The organism is Pseudomonas sp. Marseille-P9899, assembly GCF_903166565.1.
Classification (GTDB): Bacteria; Pseudomonadota; Gammaproteobacteria; order Pseudomonadales; family Pseudomonadaceae; genus Aquipseudomonas; species Aquipseudomonas huaxiensis.
In genome coordinates this window covers 163,316-189,119 of sequence record NZ_CAESCG010000011.1, presented here as the reverse complement: position 1 = coordinate 189,119, position 25,804 = coordinate 163,316, and the positions used below count along the sequence as shown (strand labels likewise).

Sequence of the window (25,804 nt, the reverse complement as noted above, 5' to 3'; positions counted from 1 at the left end):
CGCATGACCAAGTTCAGACACTCCCGACCAAACTTGGCCCCGCCAATGCACCAGACCTTTGCTGCACTTTTAAACGTTGCCGACCAACGTTCTTAAGAGCAGCTCGGGCACTAGACACTAGTCACCGACCCTCCAACCGGAGGTAATGGGATATCTACGATCTCGCCCAAAGCCCCTCTCGGTCATTCGTGGCCCGACCGCAGCCTGCCGACGCTTGTACTCATTGAGATCAACAAGGCGGATAACTTTGTGAACTATTTCTTTGTCAAAGCCCTGCTCAACGATCGCATCTGCGGAATAGTCATGTTCCACATACAAACGCAGGATCTCATCAAGAACAGGGTATGGTGGAAGCGAGTCCTCATCTTTCTGATCTGGTGAGAGCTCCGCTGACGGTGGACGGTCAATGACACGCTGCGGGATGACATAACCGAGAGTATTGCGATACTCACAAAGGCGGAACACAAGAGTTTTCGGCACGTCTTTGAGTACGTCGAATCCGCCAGCCATATCGCCGTATAGAGTCGCATACCCCACGGCCATCTCGCTTTTGTTGCCAGTAGTCAGCACGAGATAGCGCTTCTTGTTGGAGATGGCCATCAACATAGTCCCACGGCAACGAGCTTGAAGATTCTCCTCCGTCGTGTCCTTGGGGAGCCCCTCGAACTCAGGTGCAAGGGTGGCAAGGAACGCCTCAACCATGGGTGCAATCGGCAGCACGCTATATTTGACACCCAAGATATCTGCTTCTTCTTTGGCGTCGTCTTGGCTCATCTGAGCGGTGTAATGGTAGGGCATCATGACCGCCTCTACATTTTCCGCACCCAGAGCATCCACTGCTATCGCAAGGCATAGCGCAGAGTCGATCCCCCCGGAGAGACCAAGTACCACGCCTTTGAAGCCGTTGCGTTCGACGTAGTCCTTAACGCCAAGCACCAAAGCCTGATAAACACTCGACTCGACACTGAGCGGCTCACTAATGGCCGCAGGAACCGGCACCAACGGTTTGCTGCCCGTGCTTATGTCGAAGTCACAGATGTAAAGACCTTCTTCGAATGCCGGCGCACGCTGGGTCACCCTCCCAAGCCCGTCAACCACGAAGCTATTGCCATCGAATACCAGTTCGTCTTGGCCGCCTACCTGGTTGACGTAAATCATAGGAATAGAGCACTCGCTTGCGCGCTGTGCCAGGAGCGCTTCGCGCTCAGCCTGCTTACCAAGATGGAACGGGGAGGCGTTAAGGGTAAGCATGATCTGAGCGCCCGCATCGCAAGCTTGCTTCAGCGGCTCAGAGAACCAAATATCTTCGCAGATGGTGATCCCAACCTGAATGCCGTACAGATTCACCACGCACGGGCCGCTGCCCGGTTCGAAATAACGCTTTTCGTCAAATACTCGGTAGTTCGGCAGATGCTGCTTGTAGTACCGAGCAAGCTCCTCGCCATCCGAAATCACAGCACAGCTGTTATAGCGAGCAGCATTTTCATGCCCGTCACTTTCAAACCAGGGGAAACCGATCACTACGACGATACCGCTGGTTTGCCCCCTAACCATCGTGAGCGCTTTTTCAATTCGGCTCTGCATGCTGGAGCGCAGCAGCAAATCCTCGGGTGGGTAACCGCACAACGTCAATTCTGGGAAGACGATGACCTGAGCACCAAGGGTATCGCGGGCTTTATGAGCTGCCTCAATGACCTTTTCGACGTTCCCGTAAACATCTCCTACGCGGATGTTCAACTGGGCCATTACCACTCTCAAACGCTGCTCCATGGATCCTCCAGAAATGCCTTGTGCGGGATCTGCAAGATGCAACGCTAATGCGGTCGGCTGGTGCGGGCCGCTCAATTCCGGCAGTAAATACCAACAGCGTTCGAGCTGGGCGTGACGCAGGGATGCCATTTGACTCTTCAGAGCCCTAAGGCAGTGAAGCACTGGCGCCTGTCCCGTCTAGGGCAGCATCTTGCGATATAGGACATTATGCCCTATCCGCTCAAGAAGCCATGATCCAATTTGGATGGGGATCCAGCATCAAATCTGGAAAAATTTTGCTTTTATTTTTGGGTGTGCAGCATTACAGTTTGCACACTCCAAAAAACAGGGAATCAATCAATATTCCCAGTATAGTGTGCATAATTTTGGGAGGAGGAACCTCTGGGGGTTCTTCACCAAGTTCGGTGATGGTGCCTGCGACCTGGCACCGCTGAGCGGGCTGGTGAAAAACCAGGTACGTTCGATTGCACGCAGCTTTGGCGCGCCGGAGTCACTGGTAGAGAAAGTGCCGACCGCCGACCTGGAAGACCTCGCGCCGGGCAAGCCGGACGAAGCGTCACACGGCGTGACCTACGCGCAGATCGACGCCTTCCTGCACGGCGAGCCGGTGAGCGAGGAAGCGTTCGAGATCATCAAGCGGACGTATCAGAAGACGCATCACAAACGGGAAATGCCGTTCGCGCCTTAGAAGGGCATCGCGAGCAAGCTCGCTCCTACAGAGCACGACATACGCCAAACCTGTAGGAGCGAGCTTGCTCGCGAAGAGGATTTTTACTTCAGAACGATGGTGCCTTTCATCATCGAGATGTGGCCCGGGAAGGAGCAGAAGAAGCCGTAGCTTTCACCAGCGGCCAGCTTCGAAACGTCGAAGGTCACGGCATCTTTCTCGCCAGCACCGATCACTTTGGTGTGCGCGATCACGCGGGTATCACCCTCTTTCAGGTAATCCTTGTCGATACCGGCGCTCAGGCCGTCGGTAGCGATTGGCTGCATGTCAGCGGCTTTGCTGATCACCAGGTTGTGGCCCATGACGTTCTTCGGCAGGTTGCCGGAGTGGGTCAGTTCGACGGTGAACTGCTTGCAGCTCTTGTCGATGGCGATTTCCTTGGTGTTGAAGGACATCTGGTCGGTGGAGTCGACGGTGACCTTGCAATCAGCAGCCATTACCTGGGCACTGGCAACGGTCAGCAGGGACACGGCAACGAACTTGGCAAACATTGTGAATCTCCATGGCAGGTTTTTTATCGAAATCAGACTGCCCTATCCAGCGCTCTGCGCTGCTGATATGGGTCAAACGAGGGACCATATCCGGGCGGTGAAATTCTTCTATGGTGTCCATCAAGACAATCAACGTGCCCATCATGCCCGTATGACAGACGATGCGACAACCTCTCAATTAGGAGTAGTCCTACATGTCCATCAGCACCTTCATGCAAAGCATGCTCGCCGCCTACGCCTGCGCCAACGCCGGCAACGTGTACGAGTTCTCCCGCCCGGAATAACACAACGCTTGGAAGACCTGCCCATGGCCCTTACTCTGTGGCGATTTTCGACCCGGAGAAAACCATGTCTCTACGTTCCGTCTGTGTATTCTGCGGCGCCAGCACCGGCGCCAATCCGGCCTACCGCGAAGCGGCAGTGGCGCTCGGCGAGGCCATCGCCCGTCGCGGTCTGACCTTGGTCTACGGCGGTGGCGCCGTGGGCCTGATGGGCATCGTCGCCGACGCGGCCATGGCGGCCGGCGGTGAGGTGATCGGCATCATCCCGGTCAGCCTGCAACGCGCTGAAATCGCCCACACCGGCCTTACCCGTCTTGAAGTGGTGGACGGCATGCACGCCCGCAAGGCGCGCATGGCCGAACTGAGCGATGCCTTCATCGCCCTGCCCGGGGGCCTTGGCACCCTGGAAGAACTGTTCGAAGTCTGGACCTGGGGTCAGCTCGGCTACCACGGCAAGCCATTGGGGCTGCTGGAGGTCAACGGCTTCTACGAGAAACTCAGCGGCTTCCTCGATCATGTGGTCGAGGAAGGCTTCGTCCGCCCGCAACACCGCTCGATGCTGCAACTCAATCCAGAGCCCGACGCCCTGCTCGACGCACTGGACGCCTGGAAGCCGGTGGTCGCGCCGAAGTGGGTCGATCAGCCGCCCGCCTGAGCCGGCTCGTGCTCCAGTGGCAGCACCGTCACCCGCACGTCCGGGTCGTGGCTGCCACCGCCGAGAATCACACCGCGCAGCGGTGACACATCGGAAAAGTCCCGGCCCCAGCCGAGGGTGATGTGTTCCAGCGCCGGCAGCAGGTTGTTGGTGGGATCGAAATCCACCCAACCCTGCTGCGGGCAGAACACCGAGACCCAGGCATGCGAGGCATCGGCGCCGATCAGCCGGGCCTGCCCGGGCGGCGGCCGGGTCAGCAGGTAGCCGCTGACATAACGCGCCGCCAGACCGCGAGAGCGCAGGCAGGCGAGCATCAGGTGGGCGAAGTCCTGACAGACGCCGCGACGTCGCGCCAGTACCTCCACCAAGGGTGTGGCGATCTGGGTCGCACCGGCATCGAAGGTAAATTCGCGAAAGATCTTTTCCATCAGCGCCCGCACCGCCACCAGCAGCGGTACGCCGGCCCCGAAGCACGGCTCGGAAAACTCCACGAAGCGTTTTTTCAGGCGGACATACGGCGACTCGAAACGGTAACGGCAGGCATCCAGGACCTCCGCCGACAGCGCCCGTCGCGAATAGCCAAGGGCGTTGCGCGCCAGTTCCCAGGGCGGTGATTCCGTCAGGCTGGGCGCAGGCCGGGGCAGCACCTCGACACGCACCCGGGTGCTGACCCGCAGCTCTTCATGCTGGTATTCCAGGGCCAACCGGGTCAGCGGGTTGCCGAACACATCCAGCGCGTCGCGCCGCCGGGTCGGCGTGGGCGTCACGTCCAAGTGCCGCTCCTCGCAGCGCTGCCACGGACAATCCCGCGGCCACAGGTGCACCAGTTGCTGGGCCAGCGACACCGGGCTGGCGTAGCGGTAATGGGTGTCGTGAAGAATCTGGTAACGAACACTCATCACGCGGACACCGTCTGCTGGCTGATATCGACATGGGCGAAGTGACGCAGGGCCAGGCGGTCGGATACTTCCTCGCTGGCCTCGGCGATTTCCGTGAGCAGCGCCGCCAGCCCGTCGAGCACCGCCCGCACGCTGGATTCGCCGAACAGCGGGCTTTCCAGACTGTGCAGATCGAAATGCTGCAAGCGCACGGCAAGCTGCGCCAGATCCGCTTCCGGCGGGGCGCCAAAGGACGCTTGCAGACGCCCCAGCGAACGCAGCAGCGCCTTGAGCTGGAACAGCACCGCATGGGGGTTCTGCTCGTCCAGCAGGAGCAAGTCCAGCACCGGCACCCGTTGCGCCACCGCCAGGTAACGCGAGCGATAGGTGATGCTGCTGTTGGCCAGCTCCAGCAACCACTCCAGCCCCACTTGATCGGCGTCTCCCGACCCGCGCAGGAAGCTCGCCAGGCTGCTGCTCAAGGCGTAGACGCGCTCGATGCGCCGCCCCGTCATCAGGAAGCGCCAGCCTTCGTCGCGGGTCATGTCATCCAGGGCGAAACCGGACAGCGCCGCCAGCGCGAGAATCAGCCGGTTGAGGAAATCCAGCAGCTCGGCGAAGTCCGCCGACAGATCATCGAGGCGCTGGGCTTCCCGTTGCAGTTCCACCAGCGCTTGCCAGTTCTCCCGAGAAAGCTTGCCGCGCACCTGCCCCGCCGCCCATTGCAGACGCTGCAGATTGGCCCGCAGGCTGAAACCCCACGCCGGGTCGAGCAGTGCCGTGCGCAAACGCGCGTCCAGCGTGCCCTCGGCAGGCAACAGCGAAAGCTCCTCGGCCAGGGTCACGGCGGCGTCCAGCGCTTGCGGCGAGTCGCCGTCGAGATAACCGCTCAGGAGGATCCGCAGCAGCCGCGCGCTGGCATCGCAGCGTTCGCAGTAGCGGCCGAACCAGAACAGGTTCTCCACCACCCGCGAGGGCAGGTACGGGTCCTGGCGGATCAGGTCGGCCACGCCGAGGCTGCGACTGGCTTGCCATTGCTCGCCTTGGGCCGCGACCTCGCCGAGCACCCAGGTGTCCTTGCTCGCCCCGCCACGCTGCATCGACACCACCTCGGCATCCGCCTGCGCCGCCACCCGGGTCAATCCGCCCGGCAGCACCCGGTAGCCATCGGCGCTGGCCACGGCATAGACGCGCATGCCCACCGGGCGCGCCTGCAAGTGATCTGCCTGCCACACCGGCGCCTGGGAAAGCTGCGCCAGTTCCTGGGCGACGTAAGCGTACGGGCGCGCCCGCAGGCGCTCGACCAGGGCCTGACGCTGGGCGTCATCCAGGTCCCGTCCCAGCAGCGGTTGGAAGCTCTGCGAAGGAAACGCCGGCTTGAACAGCAGTTCCGGCAGTTTTTCCACAGCCTGCTCCAGCGCCGCTGGCTCGCCGCACCACCAGGTGGCGATGGACGGCAGGCTCAGTTCTTCGCCGAACAGGCGCTGACTGATGGCTGGCAGGAAACCGAGCAAACCGGGCGACTCCAGCACCCCGCTGCCCAAGGCATTGGCAACCAGCACCCGCCCTTGGCGTACCGCGTCCAGCAGGCCCGGTACACCAAGCGCCGAGTCGGTGCGTAATTCCAGTGGGTCGCAGAAGTCGTCATCGAGCCGGCGCATGATCGCGTGGACTCGCCGCAGGCCGCTCAGCGTCTTGAGGAAGACCGTACCGTCGCGCACGGTCAGGTCGCTGCCTTCCACCAGCGGATAGCCAAGCTGGCGGGCCAGATAGAGATGTTCGAAATAGCTTTCGTTGAAGCGCCCCGGCGTCAGCAGCACCACCAGCGGCGTTTCCCGCTCACTGGGCGCCAGTCGCGCCAGGCTCTGCTGCAGCGTGCGGAAAAAGCCGGCCAGGTGCTGCACATGAAGGTCGCGGTACAGCTCGGGAAAGGCGCGGGACACCACGGTGCGATTTTCCAGCGCATAGCCGGCACCGGACGGCGCTTGAGTGCGATCCGCAGTGACCCACCAGCGGCCATCGGGACCACGCGCCAGATCTGCGGCGTAGACATGCAAGAACGTCTGCTCCGGCACCGAAATGCCTTGGCACGGCCAGAGAAAATTATTGTGCCCATGCACCAGCTCGGCGGGCAGCAGGCCTTCGCCAATCAGTTGTTGTGGGCCATAGATATCCGCGAGCACCGCGTTGAGCAGGCGAGCACGCTGCGCCACGCCCTGGCCAATCGCCTGCCACTCGGCGGCGGGAATGACCTGCGGCAAAAGGTCCAGCTCCCACGGCCGGTCGGCGCCGTCGGGGTCGGCGTAGATGTTGTAGGTGACACCGTTTTCCCGGAGTTGCCGGTTCAGCAGCGCCTGGCGCTGGGCCAGTTGCGCCGGGCTGCTGCGCTGCACATGGGCGTACAGCGCCTGCCAGTGCGGACGCACCGTGCCATCGGCGGCAAGCATCTCGTGATAGGTCGCGGCGCTCGGCGAAGAACGATCCGGCAGGTCAGCCATGGCAGTGCTCATTTACGGGCAGGGTGTCTCGGCGTCGTGCGCCAAGCGTTTTTGCACAGAAACGCGGCAAGAGTTATGCCACCGGGGCTTTCGCCGAGCATTCATTGAACATGAACAAAGGCCGGCGCACCAGGCGCCGGCCTTATGAAAGACGATGCACTGAACCAGCGCCTTGCAACGCCTCATGGCGGGGCATGTCATCGACACGCCCCGCCATGGACATCAGCGCGGCACAGCCGGCTGGCGAGGCTTGCGCGGGCCTTTGCCTTTGGCGGCGTCTTTGCGCGCCTTGGCGGCTTCCTGGTTGCGAGCGAAGGCGGCAGCTTTGGCCTCTTCGCGCTTGTCCCACGGCTTGCCGCCGTCGCTGGCGCGCGGTGGCAGGCCGGTGTGCTGGGTCAGGATCTTCTGTTCCTTGCCCACCTTGTGGCTGCCCGCCGGGGTGGAGTTCTTGCGTCGGGCGCTCTGGTAGCTGTCGGTCGCAGGCTGGTGAGCCGGGATCAACTGGTTCTTGCCCGAGCCGATCAGGTCGGCGCGGCCCATGCGCTCCAGCGCCTCGCGCAGCATCGGCCAGCCCTTCGGATCGTGGTAGCGCAGGAACGCCTTGTGCAGACGGCGCTGCTCATCGCTCTTGACGATGGTCACGCCTTCACTCTTGTACGTGACCTTGCGCAGCGGGTTCTTGCCCGAGTGGTACATGGCGGTGGCCGAGGCCATCGGCGACGGGTAAAACGCCTGCACCTGGTCGGCGCGGAAGCCGTTGCCCTTGAGCCACAGGGCCAGGTTCATCATGTCTTCGTCGGTGGTGCCCGGGTGGGCGGCGATGAAGTACGGGATCAGGTACTGCTCCTTGCCCGCCTCTTTCGAGAACTTCTCGAACATGCGCTTGAAGCGGTCGTAGCTGCCAATACCAGGTTTCATCATCTGGTTCAGCGGACCTTCCTCGGTGTGCTCCGGGGCGATCTTCAGGTAGCCGCCGACGTGGTGCGTCACCAGCTCGCGCACGTACTCCGGCGATTCCACCGCCAGGTCGTAGCGCAGGCCCGAGGCGATCAGGATCTTCTTCACGCCCGGCAAGGCACGGGCGCTGCGGTAGAGCTTGATCAGCGCCGAGTGGTCGGTGTTCAGGTTCGGGCAGATACCCGGGAACACGCAGGACGGCTTGCGGCAGTGGGTCTCGATCTCGGTGCTCTTGCAGGCGATGCGATACATGTTCGCGGTCGGCCCGCCGAGGTCGGAGATGACGCCGGTAAAGCCAGGCACCTTGTCACGAATCTCTTCGATCTCGCGGATGATCGACTCGTGGGAGCGGTTCTGGATGATCCGGCCTTCGTGCTCGGTGATCGAGCAGAAGGTGCAGCCGCCGAAGCAGCCGCGCATGATGTTCACCGAGAAACGGATCATTTCGTACGCAGGAATGCGCTCCTTGCCGTAGGCCGGATGCGGGATTCGCGCGTAAGGCATGCCGAAGACGTAGTCCATTTCTTCGGTGGTCATCGGAATGGGCGGCGGGTTGAACCAGACGTCCACTTCACCATGCTTCTGCACCATCGCCCGGGCGTTGCCGGGGTTGGTTTCCAGGTGCAACACGCGGTTGGCGTGGGCATAGAGGACGGCGTCGTTGCGCACTTTCTCGAAGGACGGCAGACGGATCACGGTCTTGTCCCGGGTCATCCGCGGGCTGTCCAGCAACTGGACCACCTTCGCTTCGTTCGGGTCTTCGACCTCGCCCTTCTCCTGCTCAATGGCGCAGGCCTGGGTGTCCTGGGTGTTGACGTACGGGTTGATGATCTTGTCGACCTTGCCCGGACGGTCAATGCGGGTCGAGTCGAACTCGTACCAGCCCTTCGGCGTGTCACGACGAATGAACGCGGTGCCGCGCACGTCGGTGATGGTCTCGATCGACTCGCCAAAGGACAGGCGCTGGGCCACTTCGACGATGGCACGCTCGGCGTTGCCGTAGAGCAGGATGTCGGCGCTGGCGTCGATCAGGATCGAATGACGAACCTTGTCCTGCCAGTAGTCGTAGTGAGCGATGCGGCGCAGCGACGCCTCGATGCCACCCAGAACGATCGGCACGTTCTTGTAGGCTTCCTTGCAACGCTGGCTGTAAACCAGGCTGGCACGGTCAGGGCGCTTGCCGGCCATGCCGCCTGGGGTGTAGGCGTCGTCCGAACGAATTTTCTTGTCGGCGGTGTAGCGGTTGATCATCGAGTCCATGTTGCCGGCGGCGACGCCGAAGAACAGGTTCGGCTCGCCGAGCTTCATGAAGTCGTCTTTCGACTGCCAGTTCGGCTGGGCAATGATCCCGACGCGGAAGCCCTGGGCCTCCAGCAGCCGGCCGATGATCGCCATGCCGAACGACGGATGGTCGACATAGGCGTCGCCGGTCACGATGATGATGTCGCAGGAGTCCCAGCCGAGCTGATCCATCTCCTCCCTGCTCATCGGCAGGAATGGCGCTGGTCCGAAGCATTCGGCCCAGTACTTGGGATAGTCGAAAAGTGGTTTGGCTGCTTGCATGTCAGTGACCGGTTTTTTTGGATGCAGGAAAATCGCGGGCGCGGAATATAGCACAAAAATTGACCAATTCCGACGCTGCAGGTCGGAATTGATCAGGGGACGATTTTATTCGTCGTCGTCGAAGTTGTAGCTGCCCGGCGCGAGGTTCTCGAAGCGGGTGTACTTGCCGATGAACGCGAGGCGGATAAAGCCGATCGGGCCGTTCCGCTGCTTGCCGATGATGATCTCGGCAATGCCCTTGTGCTCGGTTTCCGGGTGATAGACCTCGTCCCGGTAGACGAACATGATGACGTCGGCGTCCTGCTCGATCGCTCCGGATTCCCGCAAGTCGGAGTTCACCGGGCGCTTGTTCGGGCGTTGCTCCAGGGAGCGGTTGAGCTGCGACAGGGCAATGACCGGGCAGTTGAATTCCTTGGCCAGGGCCTTGAGCGAGCGGGAGATTTCGGAAATCTCGTTGGTCCGGTTGTCGCCGCTGGACCCCGGGATCTGCATCAACTGCAGGTAGTCGATCATGATCATGCCGACTTCGCCGTGCTCACGGACCAGACGCCGGGTTCGCGCGCGCATCTCCGACGGGCTGATACCAGCGGTATCGTCGATGAACAGCTTGCGGTCGTTGAGCAGGTTGACCGCCGAGGTCAGCCGCGGCCAGTCGTCGTCGTCCAGTTGGCCGGAACGCACCTTGGTCTGGTCGATGCGGCCGAGGGACGAGAGCATACGCATGATCAGCGATTCGCCTGGCATCTCCAGCGAGTACACCAGCACCGCCTTGTCGCTGCGCAACACGGCGTTTTCCACCAGGTTCATGGCGAAGGTGGTCTTACCCATCGATGGACGACCGGCGACGATGATCAAGTCGGCCGGCTGCAGGCCGCTGGTCTTCTCGTCCAGGTCGGTGTAGCCGGTGGACAGGCCGGTAATGTCACTGTCGGAGTTGAACAGCGTGTCGATACGGTCGATGGCCTTGGTCAACAGGTCGTTGACGCCCACCGGGCCGCCGGTCTTGGGCCGTGCCTCGGCGATCTGGAAGATCTGCCGTTCGGCTTCATCGAGGATTTCTGCGGCGTTGCGCCCTTGCGGGTTGAAGGCGCTGTCGGCGATGTCGTTGCTGATGCTGATCAGTTGGCGCAGCGTCGAGCGCTCGCGAATGATCTGCGCGTAGGCCTTGATGTTGGCCACCGACGGGGTGTTCTTCGCCAGCTCGCCGAGATAGCCCAGGCCGCCGATTTGCGAGCTGAGACCCTCTTTGTCGAGCTGCTCGTGCAGCGTCACGACGTCGAAGGGGACGTTCTGGTCGACCAGCTTGTGGATCGCCCGGAAGATCAGGCGGTGGTCATGGCGGTAGAAGTCGCCATCGGAGACTTGATCGAGCACTCGCTCCCAGGAGTTGTTGTCCAGCATCAGGCCACCGAGCACGGCCTGTTCGGCCTCGATGGAATGCGGCGGAACCTTCAGGGCGGAGGTTTGCAGATCATATTGCTCTGGGGCGGTTATCTCGTTCATGGCCACCTGGAAATCTGGGTGTTGAAAAAGACAAAGGGCACGACCTGCAATGCAGGATCGTGCCCGATGTTAACCAACTGACCCCGAGGGGGCCAGCAGGTCGATACAGCTTAGGCTGCGACGACGACCACGCGAACAGTGGCTTCAACGTCGCTGTGCAGGTGCACGGCAACGTCGTATTCGCCGACGTTACGGATGGTGCCGTTTGGCAGACGAACTTCAGCTTTGGCCACTTCAACGCCAGAGGCGGTCAGGGCGTCAGCGATGTCGTGGGTGCCGATCGAACCGAACAGCTTGCCTTCGTCGCCAGCGGTGGCAGTGATGGTCACTTCCAGCTCGGCCAGTTGGGCAGCGCGGGTTTCAGCCGAAGCTTTCTTGTCAGCAGCAGCTTTTTCCAGCTCAGCGCGACGTTCTTCGAACGCGGCCAGGTTGGTAGCGGTAGCGGCGACAGCCTTGCCGAATGGCAGCAGGAAGTTACGGCCGTAACCCGACTTAACTTTAACTTTGTCGCCCAGGTTGCCCAGGTTGGCGACTTTTTCCAGCAGGATCAGTTCCATTTGGTAATAACCTCTTAACTTTTAACCTTCACCGTTCGCGGAGCCGTTGTCGGCGTCACTTGGGGACGCCCCGCGTCCGCGAAAATCAATCAGGCTGTCGACAATGGCCAGGACCACGAGCAACGGATAAATCAGCTGCATGAACAGCAGCAGTGTCACGTACAACCCGACCAGCCAGAACTTCGCCAGTCGTTTCTGCGCCACCAGGCCGTGAATCACGGCCAGTCCGGCGAAGAGCAGCGGGATGGTGCAAAGCGGTGTCAACATCGCCAGTTCGGTACCGAAATTCGGCCCTACCAGAATGATCACCAGCAGCCCCAACGCCACCGCCAGCGGCAGTCTCACGGCGCGAAACTCGCGACCGAAGCCTCCCGGGTTATACAACGCTGCTTGCCAGTAGCGACCCAACATCAGGGCCAGCACACTGACAGCTTGCAACAATGCCGCAATCAGGCCGGTGAGCACTGGTGCGATCAGTCCCTCCAGTCGGGCCCGTTCTTCTACCTTCAACTGCTGGTAGATCCCCTCGAGCATCTGCGGGAGGATCTTGGCGATCCCCTGCGCAAGCGACTCGATCGGTTCACGGAACACCGAACCCAGAGCGACGCCATACACCAGGCCCAGGGCGATGCTGAACAACAGCACCCGATTCCAGGACTGCCCGGCGCGCAACAGCGCAGCCAGACCCAGCGTGCCAAGCAACACCATCAAGGTGCGCGGCTCACCGAAAAACCACCAGGCCAACGCCGGCAGCAATGCCCAGGCAAGGACACCGGAGGCGTCCTTGAAACCGCGCCGCAGGAAGATCAGGCTCCCGGCGGCGGCACTCAACCAAAACAACAGCGGCAATGCCGCACAACCGACCACTACGAGAGTGGCCTGCACGCGACCGCGCATGATGAAATCAGCCAGGGCACGCATGCAATTTATCCTTTGCTACTTGTCGACGACCCGGTCTCAGCGGCCGTGGCTGTCGGTGTAGGCCAGCAGGGCCAGGAAGCGGGCACGCTTGATAGCGGTAGCCAGCTGACGCTGATAACGAGCTTTGGTACCAGTGATACGGCTTGGAACGATCTTGCCGGTTTCAGATACATAAGCTTTCAGGGTGTTGAGATCTTTGTAATCGATCTCTTTCACTTCTTCAGCAGTGAAGCGGCAGAATTTACGACGACGGAAGAAACGTGCCATGTAATAGGCTCCTCAAAAGGTCCGTGGATTACTCGTCAGCGTTATCGCTGTTGTCGCTGTCATTGCTGTCATCGCCTTCGGCGCTGTCAGAATGCTCAGGACGATCGCGACGCTCACGGCGCTCACTGCGGTTTTCTTCAGCCTTGAGCATCTCGGACTGGCCGGTAACGGCTTCGTCGCGACGGATGACCAGGTTACGGATCACGGCATCGTTGTAGCGGAAGTTGTCTTCCAGCTCGGCCAGGGCCTTGCCGGTGCACTCAACGTTCAGCATCACGTAGTGAGCCTTGTGAACATTGTTGATTGCGTAGGCCAGTTGACGACGGCCCCAGTCTTCCAGACGGTGGATCTTGCCGCCGTCTTCTTCGATCAGCTTGGTGTAACGCTCAACCATGCCGCCGACTTGCTCGCTCTGGTCCGGGTGGACCAGAAAGATGATTTCGTAATGACGCATGAATGCTCCTTACGGGTTGTAGTCTGCCGACAAATGGCGGTCAGACAAGGAGTGAATGACACTTGTATGTCTTGCCTTGGAAAGAGGCACATGCGCGCCTGCCAACACGGCAAGGGGCGCAATTGTAGAGAAGCGCCGAGGGACAAGCAAGGTGATTGGTGAAATATTGAGCAGTGCCGATAACCGGCGATCTCAAATACAACTGTAGGAGCGAGCTTGCTCGCGAAGGCCCTCTAATTTGGCCTATCGCGAGCGAGCTCGCTCCTACAGGGAGGGGCTGCGGGTTATTTGCCGGCTTTACGCTGACGAACAGCCTCGAACAGGCAGACGCCAGTAGCGACCGATACGTTCAGGCTGCTGACGCTGCCTGCCATCGGCAGCTTGACCAGGAAATCGCAGTGCTCGCGGGTCAGGCGGCGCATGCCCTTGCCTTCCGCACCCATGACCAGCACGGTAGGCCCGGTCATGTCCTGCTGATACAACTCCTGCTCAGCTTCGCCAGCAGTGCCGACCACCCACAGGCCACGTTGCTGGAGTTTCTCCAGGGTTCGCGCCAGATTGGTCACGGCCACCAGCGGCATCACTTCAGCAGCGCCACAGGCAACTTTACGCACGGCCGCGGTAAGTGTCGCCGACTTGTCCTTCGGCACGATGACCGCCAGCGCACCGGCAGCATCGGCGGTACGCAGGCAGGCACCGAGGTTGTGCGGGTCGGTGACGCCATCGAGAACCAGCAGCAGCGGAACCGTTTCGGTACGCTCCAGCAGTTCTTCGAGCATCGCCTCGCCCCAGACCTGGCTTGGGCTGACTTCAGCGACCACGCCCTGGTGAACACCTTCGACCCAGGCATCCAGCTCGCGGCGTTCGGCCTGGCCGACCGCAACGCGGTTGTCGGCGGCCAGTGCCAGCAGCGCCTGGATCCGAGGCTCGCTACGACCCTCGGACAGCCAGATTTGCTTGACCCGCTTGGGGTGATGCCGCAACAGCGCTTCCACGGCATGCACGCCGTAGATCTTTTCCAACTGACTCATGACTTGCCTTTGGGTTTACGCGAGGTGGAACCGGCTTTGGGCGGTCCCTTGCGGTGTTTGGTCGGTTTCTCGGTCTTGCCGGATTTGCCCGCCGGCTTGCCGCTGGCATGCGCCTGCTTGGCGTCGGCCAGCAGGGCCTTCTTCATTTCCCGGCTCTTGCGCACTTCGGCGTTTTTCGCCGCGGCATGGGAAGGGAAATAGGCTTCGGCGGTTTCGTTCTTGGCTTTCTTGGCGCGAGGTGCCGGCTGCTCTTTAGCCGCAGCAGGTGCCTTGCCGGTAGCTTCGGGCGCGGTCTGACGCTGTTTGCGGCCGATCGGCGCATTCAGGGTGTTCTCGGCCATTTCGAAGTCGATCTTGCGTTGCTCAAGATCGACGCGCATCACCCGCACTTCGACGGTATCGCCGAGACGGAAGGTGCGACCGGTACGCTCGCCGGTGAGGCGGTGATGGACCGGATCGAAGTGGTAGTAATCACCCGGCAGCGCGCTGACATGCACCATGCCTTCGACATAGATGTCGGTCAGCTCGACGAACAGGCCGAAACCGGTCACCGCGGTGATCACACCCGGGAACGACTCGCCCACGCGGTCTTTCATGTACTCGCACTTGAGCCAGTTGACCACGTCACGGGTCGCCTCGTCGGCGCGCCGCTCGCTCATCGAGCACTGTTCGCCCAGTTGCTCGAGGGTGTTTTCGTCGTACGGGTAGATCCGCGCCTTGGGAATGCTCATCGCACCGGCGCGCTTGACGTGCGGGGTGTCCTGGCGGGAACGGATCACGCTGCGGATGGCCCGGTGGGTCAGCAGGTCGGGGTAGCGGCGAATCGGCGAGGTGAAGTGGGTGTACGCCTCGTAATTCAGGCCGAAGTGGCCGTTGTTGTCGGCGCTGTACACCGCCTGGCTCAGCGAGCGCAGCATGACGGTCTGGATCAGGTGGAAGTCCGGGCGGCCGGCGATGCTGGCCAGCAGTGCCTGGTAGTCCTTCGGCGACGGACCGTCCTTGCCCTTGTGCAGGGAAAGGCCCAGCTCACCGAGGAAGGCGCGCAGTTTTTCCAGGCGCTCCGGCGGCGGACCGTCGTGGACGCGGTACAGGGCCGGAATCTCGTGCTTCTTGAGGAACTCGGCGGTGGCGACGTTGGCCGCCAGCATGCATTCCTCGATCAGCTTGTGGGCGTCGTTGCGCACGGTCGGGCGGATTTCCGCGATCTTGCGCTCGGAGCCGAAGATGATCCGGGTTTCCTGGGTTTCGAAGTCGATCGCACCGCGGGCATGACGGGCATCCAGCAACACCTTGTACAGCGCATAAAGCTGTTTCAGGTGCGGCACCACGCCACTGTATTCCTCGCGCAGGGCACGGCCTTCGCGGGTGCGGGCGTGCTCCAGCATGCTGCTGACCTTGTTGTAGGTCAGGCGGGCATGGGAGTGGATCACCGCTTCGTAGAACTGGTAATCGACCATCTGCCCGGATTTGTTGATGGTCATTTCACAGACCATGGCTAGGCGATCAACGTGCGGGTTCAGCGAGCAGAGGCCGTTGGAAAGCTCTTCGGGGAGCATCGGCACAACGCGCTCGGGGAAATACACCGAGTTGCCACGCACCTGGGCTTCGGCATCCAGCGCCGAACCGAGGCGGACATAGCTGGACACGTCGGCGATGGCGACGTACAGGCGCCAGCCACCGGAGAACAGCCGCAGTTTGCCGAGGCTTTCGCAATAAACGGCGTCATCGAAGTCGCGGGCATCTTCACCATCGATGGTGACGAACGGCAGGTGGCGCAGGTCGATGCGCTTTTCCTTGTCCTTCTCTTCGACTTCAGGCTTGAGCTTGCGCGCTTCTTTAACGACCGCTTCGGGCCAGACGTGCGGGATATCGTAGCTGCGCAGGGCAACGTCGATTTCCATGCCGGGAGCCATATAGTTGCCGATGACTTCGACAACGTCGCCCTGAGGCTGGAAGCGCGGGGTTGGCCAGTGGGTGATCTTCACCTCGACGAACTGACCGACACGCGCGCCGCCGCTGCGGCCCGGGGTGACCAGCACTTCCTGCTGGACCTTCGGATTGTCGGGGGTAACGAAGCCGATGCCGCCTTCTTCGAAGTAGCGGCCAACGATGCTCTCGTGGGCGCGGGAAATGACCTCGACAACCACGCCTTCGCGGCGGCCACGGCGGTCGACACCGGAAACACGGGCCAGGGCGCGGTCGCCGTCGAACACCAGGCGCATCTGCGCGGGGCTGAGGAACAGGTCTTCGGAGCCGTCATCGGGAATCAGGAAACCGAAACCGTCGCGGTGTCCGGAAATACGGCCGAGGATCAGGTCGAGCTTGTCCACCGGGGCATAGGTGCCACGCCGGGTGTAGATAAGCTGGCCGTCACGCTCCATCGCCCGAAGACGACGGCGCAGGGCCTCGATCTGTTCCTCGGTATGCAAGCCGAGTTCCTCGACCAGCTGCTCGCGCGCAGCGGGCGAGCCTCGTTCGGCGAGGTGCTGGAGGATCAGCTCACGGCTAGGGATGGGGTTTTCGTATTTTTCCGCTTCACGAGCGGCCTCGGGATCGAGGGACTGCCAATCGGCCATTAGGAGGGGTTCACCTTGTCTATATAAGGGTTAGTTTGGCATAGCCGTATTGAAACCGGAAATTTCAACCTTGGACAGCCCCGTTGGGACCGGCCCCAGAATGCGCTGTTCGCTGTGGAAGACCAACGGCTTGAATCTTTTAAGATTTTTTTCAAACCGGGGCTTTACAGCCCTTGGAGCCATCCGTATAGTGCGCACCACAGCGACGGAGACCGTCGTTATAGTTGAGAAGCCGCACGATGTGAAGCATCGAAGCGAAATCAACGAAATGCCCAGATGGTGAAATTGGTAGACACGCCAGCTTCAGGTGCTGGTGACCTTACGGTCGTGGAAGTTCGAGTCTTCTTCTGGGCACCATATTTCAAGTTTCAGATAGCTTCATAACGTGTCTGAGATTAAGCAATACGCTAGACTGTTTTTGTTACAACTGCTTCAAATTTGCCCAGATGGTGAAATTGGTAGACACGCCAGCTTCAGGTGCTGGTGACCTTACGGTCGTGGAAGTTCGAGTCTTCTTCTGGGCACCATATTCAAAGAAACCCGCGAAAGCGGGTTTTTTTATGCCTGCGATTTGGCCTCGGATCTCGCCGAGGCCCCTCCTCCCCAGGCTCTGTATGAAAAGCCTTGAGACGAAGGTCAGGCAAGGCGAAAACAGCCGAGGAAGCGGAGTTTACGGGTTGTAAATGAGCATTCCGAGGCTGTTTTCAACGCAGCATCACCGAGTATCAAGGCTTTTCATGCAGAGCCTAAAATGTCTTCTCGAATTTCAGTGCTACTTCGGTCTGCCGGTAGGCATAGGCCCAGTCGATGCTGCTGTCGGTGACCGTGCGTTTCATGTAGAGATTCGGCACCACCCCGGCGAACGCGAAACGCGGCATGCTCAGGTTGGCGATGTAGATCTGCTGACGGTCCTTGCGCAGGCCGCCGAGAAAAACGTCCGGCGCGTCGTAGCGGGTGGTGCGGTACAAGCCGACCACGCTCAAGTTCACCCCTAGGTCGAAGCTGTGATACGCACCCAGGCTGCCCATGTACTCGCGATTGCTGGCGGTATCGGCGTCCTGGCTACGCCGGGTGTAGGTGACGCCGCCGAATACCAGGGTGCGCGGATCGAGCATGTACGACAGCGACGTACCGATCTGACGTTCGTCGTAATCATCGAAGTACTCGCGCTGTTCGCCCTGGAAGCGGAAGTGCTTGTGCTGGGCCTGCAGGCCGACCTGCAGCCGGTTGGTCAGATTGTGCTTCCACTCCCCGCGCACGCCGCTGGCCTGGTACTTGGTGTGATGGTCGTTGTAGTAATTCTCGAACAGCGGCGTGAGCGACACATCGTTCAGCGCGCTCTGGAAGCTGTAGCCGGCGTACAGCACCGAGGTGTTGTCGTCGTACCAGGTCTTTGTTTCTCCGTCATCGCCATGCTTGTCGTAGGTGTTGCCGTAGCTGAGGCCGCGCACCATCAGATGGTGGTTGCCGGCGATCTGGAAACGGCGCTCGGCGGCCATGTCATAGACCAGGCTGGATGACGTGATTGGCTTGGGCATCTGCCGGCTGTAGTCGAAGCACTCGAAGAAGATCGTGCAGACCTGAGTGCTGGTGGTCATGCCATTGCCCTGGTTGATGTTGCTGTTGTAACCGAAGCCCAGCGACGCCGATCCATGCCATTCGCGGCGCAGGTCGATGCCCTTGTGATACTCGCCCAGCACACTCAGGACCTGCTCGGGCACATCGGTAGCGGCGACCTCGCGAAACAGCGCTTCAGCTTCACGGGTCTGATTGTCTTCGAACAGCGTGCGCGCCAATTCCAGGCGAGCACGGACGAAACCTGGCTGCAGCTCATCGGCCCTGCGCAGATGTGCGATGGCCTGCTTGTACTGGCGGTCGCTGCGGGCGATCAGCCCCTCGGCCATTTCAACCAGTGCCGGTTCATGATCAGGCAGTTGGCGGTAGCGCTCGACAAACTGGCGCACCTTGCCCCACTGCTGCAGGTTGATGGAGACGTAGATGGCCGGCCCCAGGTCTTCGAGGGTGTTCTGTACGTTGTAGGTCTGCCCCTCGATGGTGATCAGCGAAGCATCGTTCTCGGCCGGATCCGGCGCGCCAAGATTGGCCCGCTCGCGCGCCTCGGCGGTGCGGTCGATCTTGTTCAGCAGCAGACGGGTGTCGTCATCGTCGGCCAGCAGCGCGGTGGAACACAGGGCAGAGAAACACAGCAGGGCAACGCGCCCCCGCATGGACGGCAGCATGGTGATCGTTCCGGGACAGAAAGAAAGAGGTCGGAAGGGGGAGCCGAAGCTCCCTCCTCCAATGACACGCGGGTGTTACTGCTTGGCGCCGCCGAAGGCGACTTTGGTGGTGGTAGTGGTGTAGATACCTGCCAGGGCCTCGGCGTTGGCGCCGTAGAACTGGCCTTGGATGTTGGTGCCACGGGCGAACGAGCCGTTCGAGGCGATGGTCGTACCGGCGAAGCTGAGCGAACCCACAGTACCGGTCAGGGTGCCGCTGCCAGAACCGTAGTTGGCGGTCAGCACGCCCGAGGTGACACCTGCGCCGGTGCCCGGGTTGTACTGGTTGATGCCGACCACGTTGTACTTGGCGTTGACCAGGGTCGGCATGCTGGTGGTCGGATTTTCACCCACGAACCAAACGGTGCGGTCAGTGCTGGACAGGTTCAGATCAGTGCTGTTGGTTGGCTGGGTGCCGGTCTTGGCTGGAGCCCATTCACCGAAGTACACCTCGGAACCCGAAACCTTGGCGATCACTTCGCCACCGAACTGCGGATAGCCCGGAGAAGGTGCAGCGATCTGACGATAGGCATAGACCTCGGTGTTGTAGGTCACCAGGTTCTTCCAGGTTTCCGAGGTAGTCACGCCGTTCAGCGGGTTGACGATGTGCGCCGAAGTGGTGCCATAACCGCTCAGCAGCGCGTTGGTCTGAGCGATCGGACCGGCCTTGAAGCTGACCACCGCCGCAGTATTGGCGGTGCCACCTGTTGCGGTTGGCATGGCAATACCTGCCGTGCCCACAGCCATCATGTTCGAAGGCGCAGCCTGAACATAAGCCGAGGAAGAGCCACCACTGACAGTAGCGGCAAATGCACCGGAAGTAGCCAGGGACAACGCAGTAAGTGCAAACAGTTTTTTCACAACAATCTCCTTGTCATAAGTTTGGAACAACACTGTTTTTACGAAAACAGCAAAAAATCTAGAACCGTGCAGTCAAACCCATTTTCAGTGTGCGACCCGGGGCAGGCATCACTGTGCGCGAAAGAGGATCGAGGTAGTAACGGTTGGTTATGTTGTTCACACCGAAATCAACATCAATATGCTCGTTGACATGCAACGTGGCGTAACTATCGAAGACCCAGATGGGGTGCCACTCATATGGCTGGTTGACGCCCTGGACGAAGTTGAGTCCCTGGTCGATCCACTTCTGCTCTTCCTTGTTCTTGGCGCTGCTGTGGTAAACCATGCGCCCGCCAATCTCGAGCTTGTCGTTGAACAGGCGTACCCCGCTGTCCAGGTTGATGGAGTACTTCGGCTGCAGGCTGGTGCGGGAGAACGTGGTCGGGAAACCACCGGTGACGCACTCGTTGACTGCCTTGCCGTAATAAGGATCCAGGGTGTTGGCCATGTCCTTGTCGCAGAGTTTCTGGTCGAGGCGATAGCTGATGCCGAAGTTCGAGTAGTAGCGCCCGGTGTCAAATCGTGTCTGCAGCTCGATACCCGAAAGAATTTTCTTGTCGTATTGAATAATGTTGTAAGAGAAGTCCCGATCTATGTAGTCGTGAATTTCATTCTTGTAGTAATTGATGCGGAAGTCGGCATTACGCCAGTCTGGAACCAGGGAGCGCAGGTCATGGACATAACCGAACTCCCAGTTATAGGCATGTTCCGGCCTCGGTGAGCTCTGAATCAGGCCGATACCTGTGGCGGAAAAAGTCTGCGCTTCTTCGTAAAGAGTGGGAAAACGTACAAACTCGGTGTAGCGCGCATATACCCGTGCGTTATCCGTGACATGCAATGTCACGCCTGCCATGGGAGCCCATGCGCTGTCCTTGCGCTTCTTCGGTTTAGCCCAACGCTCCGCTTCAGTGGGCTGCTGGTGGATCGGCAGCCCCATATCTCTCCCCGCAATGTAGCGAGGGGCAGTGGTGCCTGTTCCCTGAGCATTTTCAACCTGCTCACCGAGATTGATCGTGCCGTTGGTGAAGGGGTTCGCCGAACTCACCAGACGCTGACCATCGGTGGGAATATCCACTTTTTCCGAGACGTAGCGCACGCCATTGATCAGACCTTCCAACAGATAGTCGCTGATGAGCTCTTGCGTCGTCTCTTCATCCAGCCCCCAACTCTCGACTTCTGCCCTGGCTCCATTCACATACGCCTGGTTCTCCTCATCCGTCAGCATCCGTGAATAGCTGTACTGCTTGGCAACAATCGCCGACTTGGTATCCCACCCCGTTGCCTGTTCCTTCCTGTACTCATCCAGCGTCGTGTCGAACGAGCTGTAGTCGCTGTAGCGGGCGCCAGCGTTGAACGTCAGCCACGAGGTGGCGGCCCACTCGTTGTTGAAGGTGAAGTTGTATTGCTCGCGGCGGCCACCGCGCGGCCCCAGGTAGTTGGAGGCGAAGATGTAGGTACTGCCGATATCGTCGCTGGCGTTGTCGGTCTGCTTGAGCTTTTCCTTGCTGAAGTCGCCCGACAGGGTCAGCGCCCAGACATCGCTCAACTCCATGCGGTTGGAGATGTTCACCCCCCAGCGGTCGTGATCGGTCATCTGCAGGGCGCGGGAGAACAGGGTGTAGCGGCCATCGGTGTTGGGCAGTTTTTCCGGCATGGCGGTCTGGCCATTGCACGGGGTGCGGTTGTACTTGCAGCGCACGTAGTTGTCCCAGGCCTTGTCGCTCAAGGTGGCGTCTTCGATGGAGAACACCTGCTCGCCGTTCTGGTAGCGCTTGGCGTCGCTCTGGGTCAGCCAGAAGCCGGCCTGCATGTTGACCCAGCGGTTGTCCTCGGGATTCCAGTTGTAGGTCAGCGACACGGTGTCCTGGTCGACTTCGCTGTACGGCAACTGGAAGCCGATATTGCTGCCCGCCTCCACCAGTTTGGTGGTTTCGTTGATCAGGTACGGCATGGTTTCGCCGAACTCCAGATCGCTGTGCATGTAGCTCAGCTTCAGGGTCTGCTCATCCGACAGGTAGAAGGTGCCCTTGAGCAGGGTCGTGCGCATTTCGTTGGAAGTGCCGGACACCTCGGCGCCCGGCTTGTAGAAGCTGGCCAGGTAGTTGCCGGTCGTGTCGCCGATGACAGGCGAGTTCTGCCCCGCCGCCTGGGCCTTGTCGTACCAGCTCTCGGTTTCGTAGCGCTCGCTGCCCTGCTTGCCACTGTAGTAGTTGCCTTTCTTGCGGTAGCTGTAGGCGGCCAGCAGGTCGAAATTTTCCTGGCGGGTGGCGGCGGCGATGCGAAAGGCGTTGTCTTCGAAGTCGAAGTCGTTGGCACGCGACGATTCATGGGGGGTGTACATCGCGCCGCCGCCATTGGCGAAGTAGACGTACTGCCCCGAAACATAGGCGCCCTCGATATCGCGGTAGTCCCGCCCGAGGTTGTTCATGCCCGTTTCGTTGGGTGCCACGGCGTTGCTGGCGGTTTCGGTCTTGATCTCCAGGCCGTAGCTTTCACCCGGCTTGACGATGTCTTCGGCGTCCAGGGTGCGGATCTCCACGGAGCCGCCGATGCCACTCTTGACCCCCGGCGTCATCGAAGGCCCTTTTTCCACCGAGATGCTGCCAATCATGTTGGGATCGACATAGTTGCGGTTGGAAACCCCGGCCGACCCTAGCCATACCGAAGTGGCTTGCTCGGTGCCATCGACGGTGACCGGAATCCGGCCTTCGCCCTGAATACCGCGGATGTTCGGGTCCAGCGCACCGCTGTTACGCGATTCCCCGCTGTAGACACCGTTCAGTCCTTTGAACAGGTCTGCCGCGTTGGCCCCCTTGTAGCGCTCGATGTCTTCCTTGCCGGCGTACACGCTGGAAACGTCCTTGCGGTAGACATCGCTGTGGCCCTTCTCGTCCTTCTCCTCCCACTCGCCCTTCACTTCCTGCGCTTCGAGCACCTGCAATCCGCGCTGCGAAGTCCCCGGCTTGCTCATCGCTTCCTCATAACCAGCAGGCAGTTCGATCTCCACCGGCCCCATGTTCGGTACCGAGGTCTGCTCTTCGGCAAAGACGGCGGCGCTGGAAAGCGCCAGGGTGATCGACCAGACCAGAGGCTTGAGTGGCAGGGACGAAGGCGTGGGTACGGGCGAGAGCATGGCGAAACCTGTCGTTGTCATTGTCGGTGGTAGATGGCAGATACATGGCCACTCTGCGGCGGCGAGGTGATACTACCGACAAAAGCGAATGAATCTCGTTTAGATTCATATGCGAGAAACAGAAATTTCTATGCGGGCAGGCAGGGAGCGGAGAAGTCCGCTCCCGGAGGGGGGATTAACGTTTCTTGCCGAAGATCGACTTCGGCGCACGCCCGAAATAGCGGGTGAATGCCACGGTGAAATTGTTCGGATACTTGTACCCGACCTGCCACGCCGCCTGGGCGACCTGCTGGCCGGATTCGAGCAGCGTCATGGCTTTGCGCATGCGCAGGTCGAGCAGCATGCGCGCGGGCGTCGTATCGAAAAGGTAGCGGAAGCCTTCCTTGAGCTTGTGCTCGTTCATGCCGACAGCCGTGGCGAGGTATTCCACCGTCAGCGGCGTGTGTAGCTGCTCGCAGAGGAGATTGCGGGCCCGCTCGATACGCTCGATGTCACTGGTGCCCAGCGGCGACGCAGTGCTGTCCTGCGGCGCCAGCAGGGTGAACTGCTCCGACAGCAGGCTGAGGGTATGGATGTGCAGGTCCAGCCGGTTGGACGGGTTGAGTACACCGGGCTGTAGATAACGCACCAGTGCTGCGGCATGGGCCTGGGCAGCCTTGGAACTGGCGCGGTAATCGAGCCGGTTCAAGCGGCCGCTGCCCAGCACCTGCGCGGCGCGCTCCTCGCCGACGTACTTGCAGAGGGTCGGCTGATCGATCACCACGCGCAGTTGCGAGGCGGTCTCGTGGGCTTGATAGCGGCGCTCGCCAGGTGTGGCGCGGAATGCGGTGATGGTCGTGTGGCCGGCATCGAAGGCCAGGTTGCTGCCGTCCTGGCCGAGAAAACCGGATTTGCCCTGCAGGCCGATGGTCACGACCATCACATGGCCGTCATGCGGGCCACAGGTTTCTTCGATCAGGGTCCGCACGGGGTGATAGTGCAAACGCCCCAGCGACAAGCCCTGTTCGAGCTGCAATAGCTCCGAATAGCACTGGCCGAGGTCCTCGGACAGCTGCATGCGCAAACGACCGTCCGCCTGCACCGAACGGTGCCTGGGATGATCCAGGCCGAGACGGCAACTCCCTTTCATTGTGCTCATGACGACATCCCTGCGGCCATGCGAGCGGCGCTTCGCATAGGAACGGCTCCGGCTCGCATACTTAACATTAATGATTCTCATTTAATATATATCACCTTTTTCAGTGATTCGGCCACGGCTTGTTTCGTTATGAACAATGCGGCCAAGTACAGGGAGTTACCGTGCCTCAACGTGCCAACCTCGATCAGCCTCACCAGGATCTGAACAGCGCCCATCCCCTGCAGTCGTGCTGGGATCTGCAACTCGCCGGGCTCGGCGCCGATGCCCTGCAGGTCGCGCTTGAATGTGCGCTGTTCGATCATCTGGGCGCGCCGGTCAGCGCGTCTGCGCTGGCCGACACCCTTGAGCTGGACGCCGCCAGTACCGGCTACCTCCTCGAGTTGCTGTGGAGCCTGGGCCTGCTCGAGCGCGACAGCCAGCAACCCCCGCGTTACCACAACCTGCCGCTGGCCGACCTGTACCTGCGGGCCGAGGCCAACGCCTACTGCGGCGATGCCCTGCTGTTTCGCCACCGCGTCATGCGCCAGACCGGCGCCCAGCTCGGCGATTACCTGCGCAACGGCGTGCCGCGCCCGCCCATGGCTTCCGCGGCAATGGCCAAGGCCTGGGCCGACGCCGCCCGCCTGCAGATCGCCCAGGAACAACGCGCCGTCACCCGCGACGTGGCCTGCGCGCTGGTCGAAAGCCTGCCCGAAGTCCACCGCCTGGAACGCCTGCTGGACCTCGGCGGCGGCCCCGGCCTGGTGGCAATTGCCCTGGCCGAGCGCCTGCCCGCCCTCGAAGGTGTGGTTTTCGAATACCCGCTGGCCGCCGAAGTGGCCCGCGAAAACATCGCCGCCGCCGGCCTCGCGCAGCGCCTGAAAGCCATCGGCGGCGACCTCAACGACGACGATTTCGGCAGCGGCTACGACCTCATCTGGTGTTCGTCGGTGCTGCATTTCGTCCACGACCTGCCCGACACCCTGCACCGCCTGTTCGCCGCCTTGCGTCCCGGTGGCGTGCTGCTGTGCTGCCAGGCCGAAGTGCCGGACGAACGCCAGGCCGCCGCGCAGGTGCTGCCTTATTACCTGCACATGCGCCTGCAAGGGCGCCACGTGCTCGCCGAAGGTGAACTGGCGCGCACGCTCGAAGGCATCGGCTTCAGGGCCGTGCAACAACTCAACGGACTGCGCTTCCCGGTAACCCCGGTCAACGCCGTCATCGCTCGCAAACCTCAGGGATAACT

Annotated in this window: 18 protein-coding genes, 2 tRNA genes and 1 pseudogene; 5 read left to right on the top strand and 16 right to left on the bottom strand. The window is 61.0% G+C overall.

What is annotated here, in order from left to right; all coding sequences use genetic code 11:
* Positions 1-117: 117 nt before the first annotated feature.
* A complete protein-coding gene (locus HWV67_RS30890; protein WP_175653988.1) occupies positions 118-1,770 on the bottom strand; it encodes an NAD+ synthase in 1,653 nt (550 codons plus the stop codon).
* A 385-nt stretch (positions 1,771-2,155) separates the two neighbouring features.
* On the opposite strand from HWV67_RS30890, the pseudogene nadE reads away from it, so the two are divergent.
* Positions 2,156-2,458 (top strand): annotated as a pseudogene (nadE, locus tag HWV67_RS30885) (NAD(+) synthase); the annotation flags it as partial.
* Positions 2,459-2,541: 83 nt separating this feature from the next.
* Here the strand turns inward: nadE and azu are convergent.
* A complete protein-coding gene (azu, locus tag HWV67_RS30880) occupies positions 2,542-2,988 on the bottom strand; it encodes an azurin (RefSeq protein ID WP_095155981.1) in 447 nt (148 codons plus the stop codon).
* A gap of 348 nt (positions 2,989-3,336) precedes the next feature.
* Here azu and HWV67_RS30875 point away from each other — a divergent pair, with 348 nt between their 5' ends.
* Positions 3,337-3,924, top strand: a complete 588-nt coding sequence (locus HWV67_RS30875; RefSeq protein ID WP_095155980.1) for an LOG family protein — start codon at positions 3,337-3,339, stop codon at positions 3,922-3,924.
* Here HWV67_RS30875 and HWV67_RS30870 read toward each other — a convergent pair.
* The 10 genes from HWV67_RS30870 to rnr all read right to left on the bottom strand — a co-directional run bounded on the left by HWV67_RS30870 (position 3,909) and on the right by rnr (position 17,129).
* The gene (locus HWV67_RS30870) at positions 3,909-4,823 is read right to left on the bottom strand and encodes a transglutaminase family protein (RefSeq protein ID WP_175653962.1); all 915 of its coding nucleotides are present in this window, start codon (positions 4,821-4,823) and stop codon (positions 3,909-3,911) included. The two genes, HWV67_RS30875 and HWV67_RS30870, sit on opposite strands and share 16 nt — an antisense overlap.
* Positions 4,823-7,300 (bottom strand): circularly permuted type 2 ATP-grasp protein, encoded by a 2,478-nt coding sequence (locus HWV67_RS30865; protein WP_175653961.1) that lies wholly within the window; start codon positions 7,298-7,300, stop codon positions 4,823-4,825. Before HWV67_RS30865 ends, HWV67_RS30870 begins: the two co-directional genes overlap by 1 nt.
* 222 nt (positions 7,301-7,522) lie before the next feature.
* The gene (locus tag HWV67_RS30860) at positions 7,523-9,820 is read right to left on the bottom strand and encodes a YgiQ family radical SAM protein (protein WP_110973292.1); all 2,298 of its coding nucleotides are present in this window, start codon (positions 9,818-9,820) and stop codon (positions 7,523-7,525) included.
* 105 nt (positions 9,821-9,925) lie between these two features.
* A complete protein-coding gene (gene dnaB, locus HWV67_RS30855; protein ID WP_095155976.1) occupies positions 9,926-11,323 on the bottom strand; it encodes a replicative DNA helicase in 1,398 nt (465 codons plus the stop codon).
* 110 nt (positions 11,324-11,433) lie between these two features.
* Positions 11,434-11,880 (bottom strand): 50S ribosomal protein L9, encoded by a 447-nt coding sequence (gene rplI / locus HWV67_RS30850; protein ID WP_095155975.1) that lies wholly within the window; start codon positions 11,878-11,880, stop codon positions 11,434-11,436.
* Between the two features lie 21 nt (positions 11,881-11,901).
* The gene (locus tag HWV67_RS30845) at positions 11,902-12,801 is read right to left on the bottom strand and encodes a hypothetical protein (RefSeq protein WP_095155974.1); all 900 of its coding nucleotides are present in this window, start codon (positions 12,799-12,801) and stop codon (positions 11,902-11,904) included.
* Between the two features lie 36 nt (positions 12,802-12,837).
* Positions 12,838-13,068 (bottom strand): 30S ribosomal protein S18, encoded by a 231-nt coding sequence (gene rpsR / locus HWV67_RS30840; protein WP_003171373.1) that lies wholly within the window; start codon positions 13,066-13,068, stop codon positions 12,838-12,840.
* Positions 13,069-13,096: 28 nt separating this feature from the next.
* Positions 13,097-13,522 (bottom strand): 30S ribosomal protein S6, encoded by a 426-nt coding sequence (gene rpsF, locus HWV67_RS30835; RefSeq protein WP_095155973.1) that lies wholly within the window; start codon positions 13,520-13,522, stop codon positions 13,097-13,099.
* Positions 13,523-13,806: 284 nt separating this feature from the next.
* Positions 13,807-14,553 carry a 23S rRNA (guanosine(2251)-2'-O)-methyltransferase RlmB gene (gene rlmB / locus HWV67_RS30830; protein WP_110973294.1) on the bottom strand — a complete coding sequence of 249 codons (747 nt, stop codon included), beginning with the start codon at positions 14,551-14,553 and terminating at the stop codon, positions 13,807-13,809.
* The gene (gene rnr, locus HWV67_RS30825) at positions 14,550-17,129 is read right to left on the bottom strand and encodes a ribonuclease R (RefSeq protein ID WP_175653960.1); all 2,580 of its coding nucleotides are present in this window, start codon (positions 17,127-17,129) and stop codon (positions 14,550-14,552) included. Before rnr ends, rlmB begins: the two co-directional genes overlap by 4 nt.
* Positions 17,130-17,399: 270 nt before the next feature.
* On the opposite strand from rnr, the gene HWV67_RS30820 reads away from it, so the two are divergent.
* Positions 17,400-17,486, top strand: a tRNA-Leu gene (locus HWV67_RS30820).
* A gap of 83 nt (positions 17,487-17,569) precedes the next feature.
* A tRNA-Leu gene (locus tag HWV67_RS30815) sits at positions 17,570-17,656 on the top strand.
* A 219-nt stretch (positions 17,657-17,875) separates the two neighbouring features.
* Here HWV67_RS30815 and HWV67_RS30810 read toward each other — a convergent pair.
* From HWV67_RS30810 to HWV67_RS30795, 4 genes are all read right to left on the bottom strand, one after another.
* Positions 17,876-19,369, bottom strand: coding sequence for a surface lipoprotein assembly modifier (locus tag HWV67_RS30810; RefSeq protein WP_175653959.1), 1,494 nt, complete (start codon positions 19,367-19,369; stop codon positions 17,876-17,878).
* A gap of 75 nt (positions 19,370-19,444) precedes the next feature.
* Entirely contained in the window at positions 19,445-20,128 is a 684-nt protein-coding gene (locus HWV67_RS30805) for a Slam-dependent surface lipoprotein (protein WP_256680246.1), read from the bottom strand.
* A gap of 199 nt (positions 20,129-20,327) precedes the next feature.
* The gene (locus HWV67_RS30800) at positions 20,328-23,441 is read right to left on the bottom strand and encodes a TonB-dependent receptor domain-containing protein (RefSeq protein WP_175653957.1); all 3,114 of its coding nucleotides are present in this window, start codon (positions 23,439-23,441) and stop codon (positions 20,328-20,330) included.
* A gap of 175 nt (positions 23,442-23,616) precedes the next feature.
* A complete protein-coding gene (locus tag HWV67_RS30795) occupies positions 23,617-24,579 on the bottom strand; it encodes a helix-turn-helix transcriptional regulator (RefSeq protein WP_256680245.1) in 963 nt (320 codons plus the stop codon).
* Between the two features lie 161 nt (positions 24,580-24,740).
* Here HWV67_RS30795 and HWV67_RS30790 point away from each other — a divergent pair, with 161 nt between their 5' ends.
* Complete coding sequence (locus HWV67_RS30790; RefSeq protein ID WP_175653956.1) at positions 24,741-25,802, top strand: class I SAM-dependent methyltransferase; 1,062 nt, start codon at positions 24,741-24,743, stop codon at positions 25,800-25,802.
* Positions 25,803-25,804 lie beyond the last annotated feature (2 nt).

Coding starts and splice junctions, on each gene's coding strand:
- HWV67_RS30845 (WP_095155974.1), bottom strand. CDS start 12,801: ATGCGTGCCCTGGCTGATTTCATCATGCGCGGTCGCGTGCAGGCCACT.
- rlmB (WP_110973294.1), bottom strand. CDS start 14,553: ATGAGTCAGTTGGAAAAGATCTACGGCGTGCATGCCGTGGAAGCGCTG.
- HWV67_RS30805 (WP_256680246.1), bottom strand. CDS start 20,128: ATGCCAACCGCAACAGGTGGCACCGCCAATACTGCGGCGGTGGTCAGC.
- HWV67_RS30860 (WP_110973292.1), bottom strand. CDS start 9,820: ATGCAAGCAGCCAAACCACTTTTCGACTATCCCAAGTACTGGGCCGAA.
- rplI (WP_095155975.1), bottom strand. CDS start 11,880: ATGGAACTGATCCTGCTGGAAAAAGTCGCCAACCTGGGCAACCTGGGC.
- rnr (WP_175653960.1), bottom strand. CDS start 17,129: ATGGCCGATTGGCAGTCCCTCGATCCCGAGGCCGCTCGTGAAGCGGAA.
- rpsR (WP_003171373.1), bottom strand. CDS start 13,068: ATGGCACGTTTCTTCCGTCGTCGTAAATTCTGCCGCTTCACTGCTGAA.
- HWV67_RS30865 (WP_175653961.1), bottom strand. CDS start 7,300: ATGGCTGACCTGCCGGATCGTTCTTCGCCGAGCGCCGCGACCTATCAC.
- HWV67_RS30870 (WP_175653962.1), bottom strand. CDS start 4,823: ATGAGTGTTCGTTACCAGATTCTTCACGACACCCATTACCGCTACGCC.
- HWV67_RS30800 (WP_175653957.1), bottom strand. CDS start 23,441: ATGCTCTCGCCCGTACCCACGCCTTCGTCCCTGCCACTCAAGCCTCTG.
- dnaB (WP_095155976.1), bottom strand. CDS start 11,323: ATGAACGAGATAACCGCCCCAGAGCAATATGATCTGCAAACCTCCGCC.
- azu (WP_095155981.1), bottom strand. CDS start 2,988: ATGTTTGCCAAGTTCGTTGCCGTGTCCCTGCTGACCGTTGCCAGTGCC.
- rpsF (WP_095155973.1), bottom strand. CDS start 13,522: ATGCGTCATTACGAAATCATCTTTCTGGTCCACCCGGACCAGAGCGAG.
- HWV67_RS30810 (WP_175653959.1), bottom strand. CDS start 19,369: ATGCTGCCGTCCATGCGGGGGCGCGTTGCCCTGCTGTGTTTCTCTGCC.
- HWV67_RS30890 (WP_175653988.1), bottom strand. CDS start 1,770: ATGGAGCAGCGTTTGAGAGTGGTAATGGCCCAGTTGAACATCCGCGTA.
- HWV67_RS30795 (WP_256680245.1), bottom strand. CDS start 24,579: ATGAGCACAATGAAAGGGAGTTGCCGTCTCGGCCTGGATCATCCCAGG.
- HWV67_RS30875 (WP_095155980.1), top strand. CDS start 3,337: ATGTCTCTACGTTCCGTCTGTGTATTCTGCGGCGCCAGCACCGGCGCC.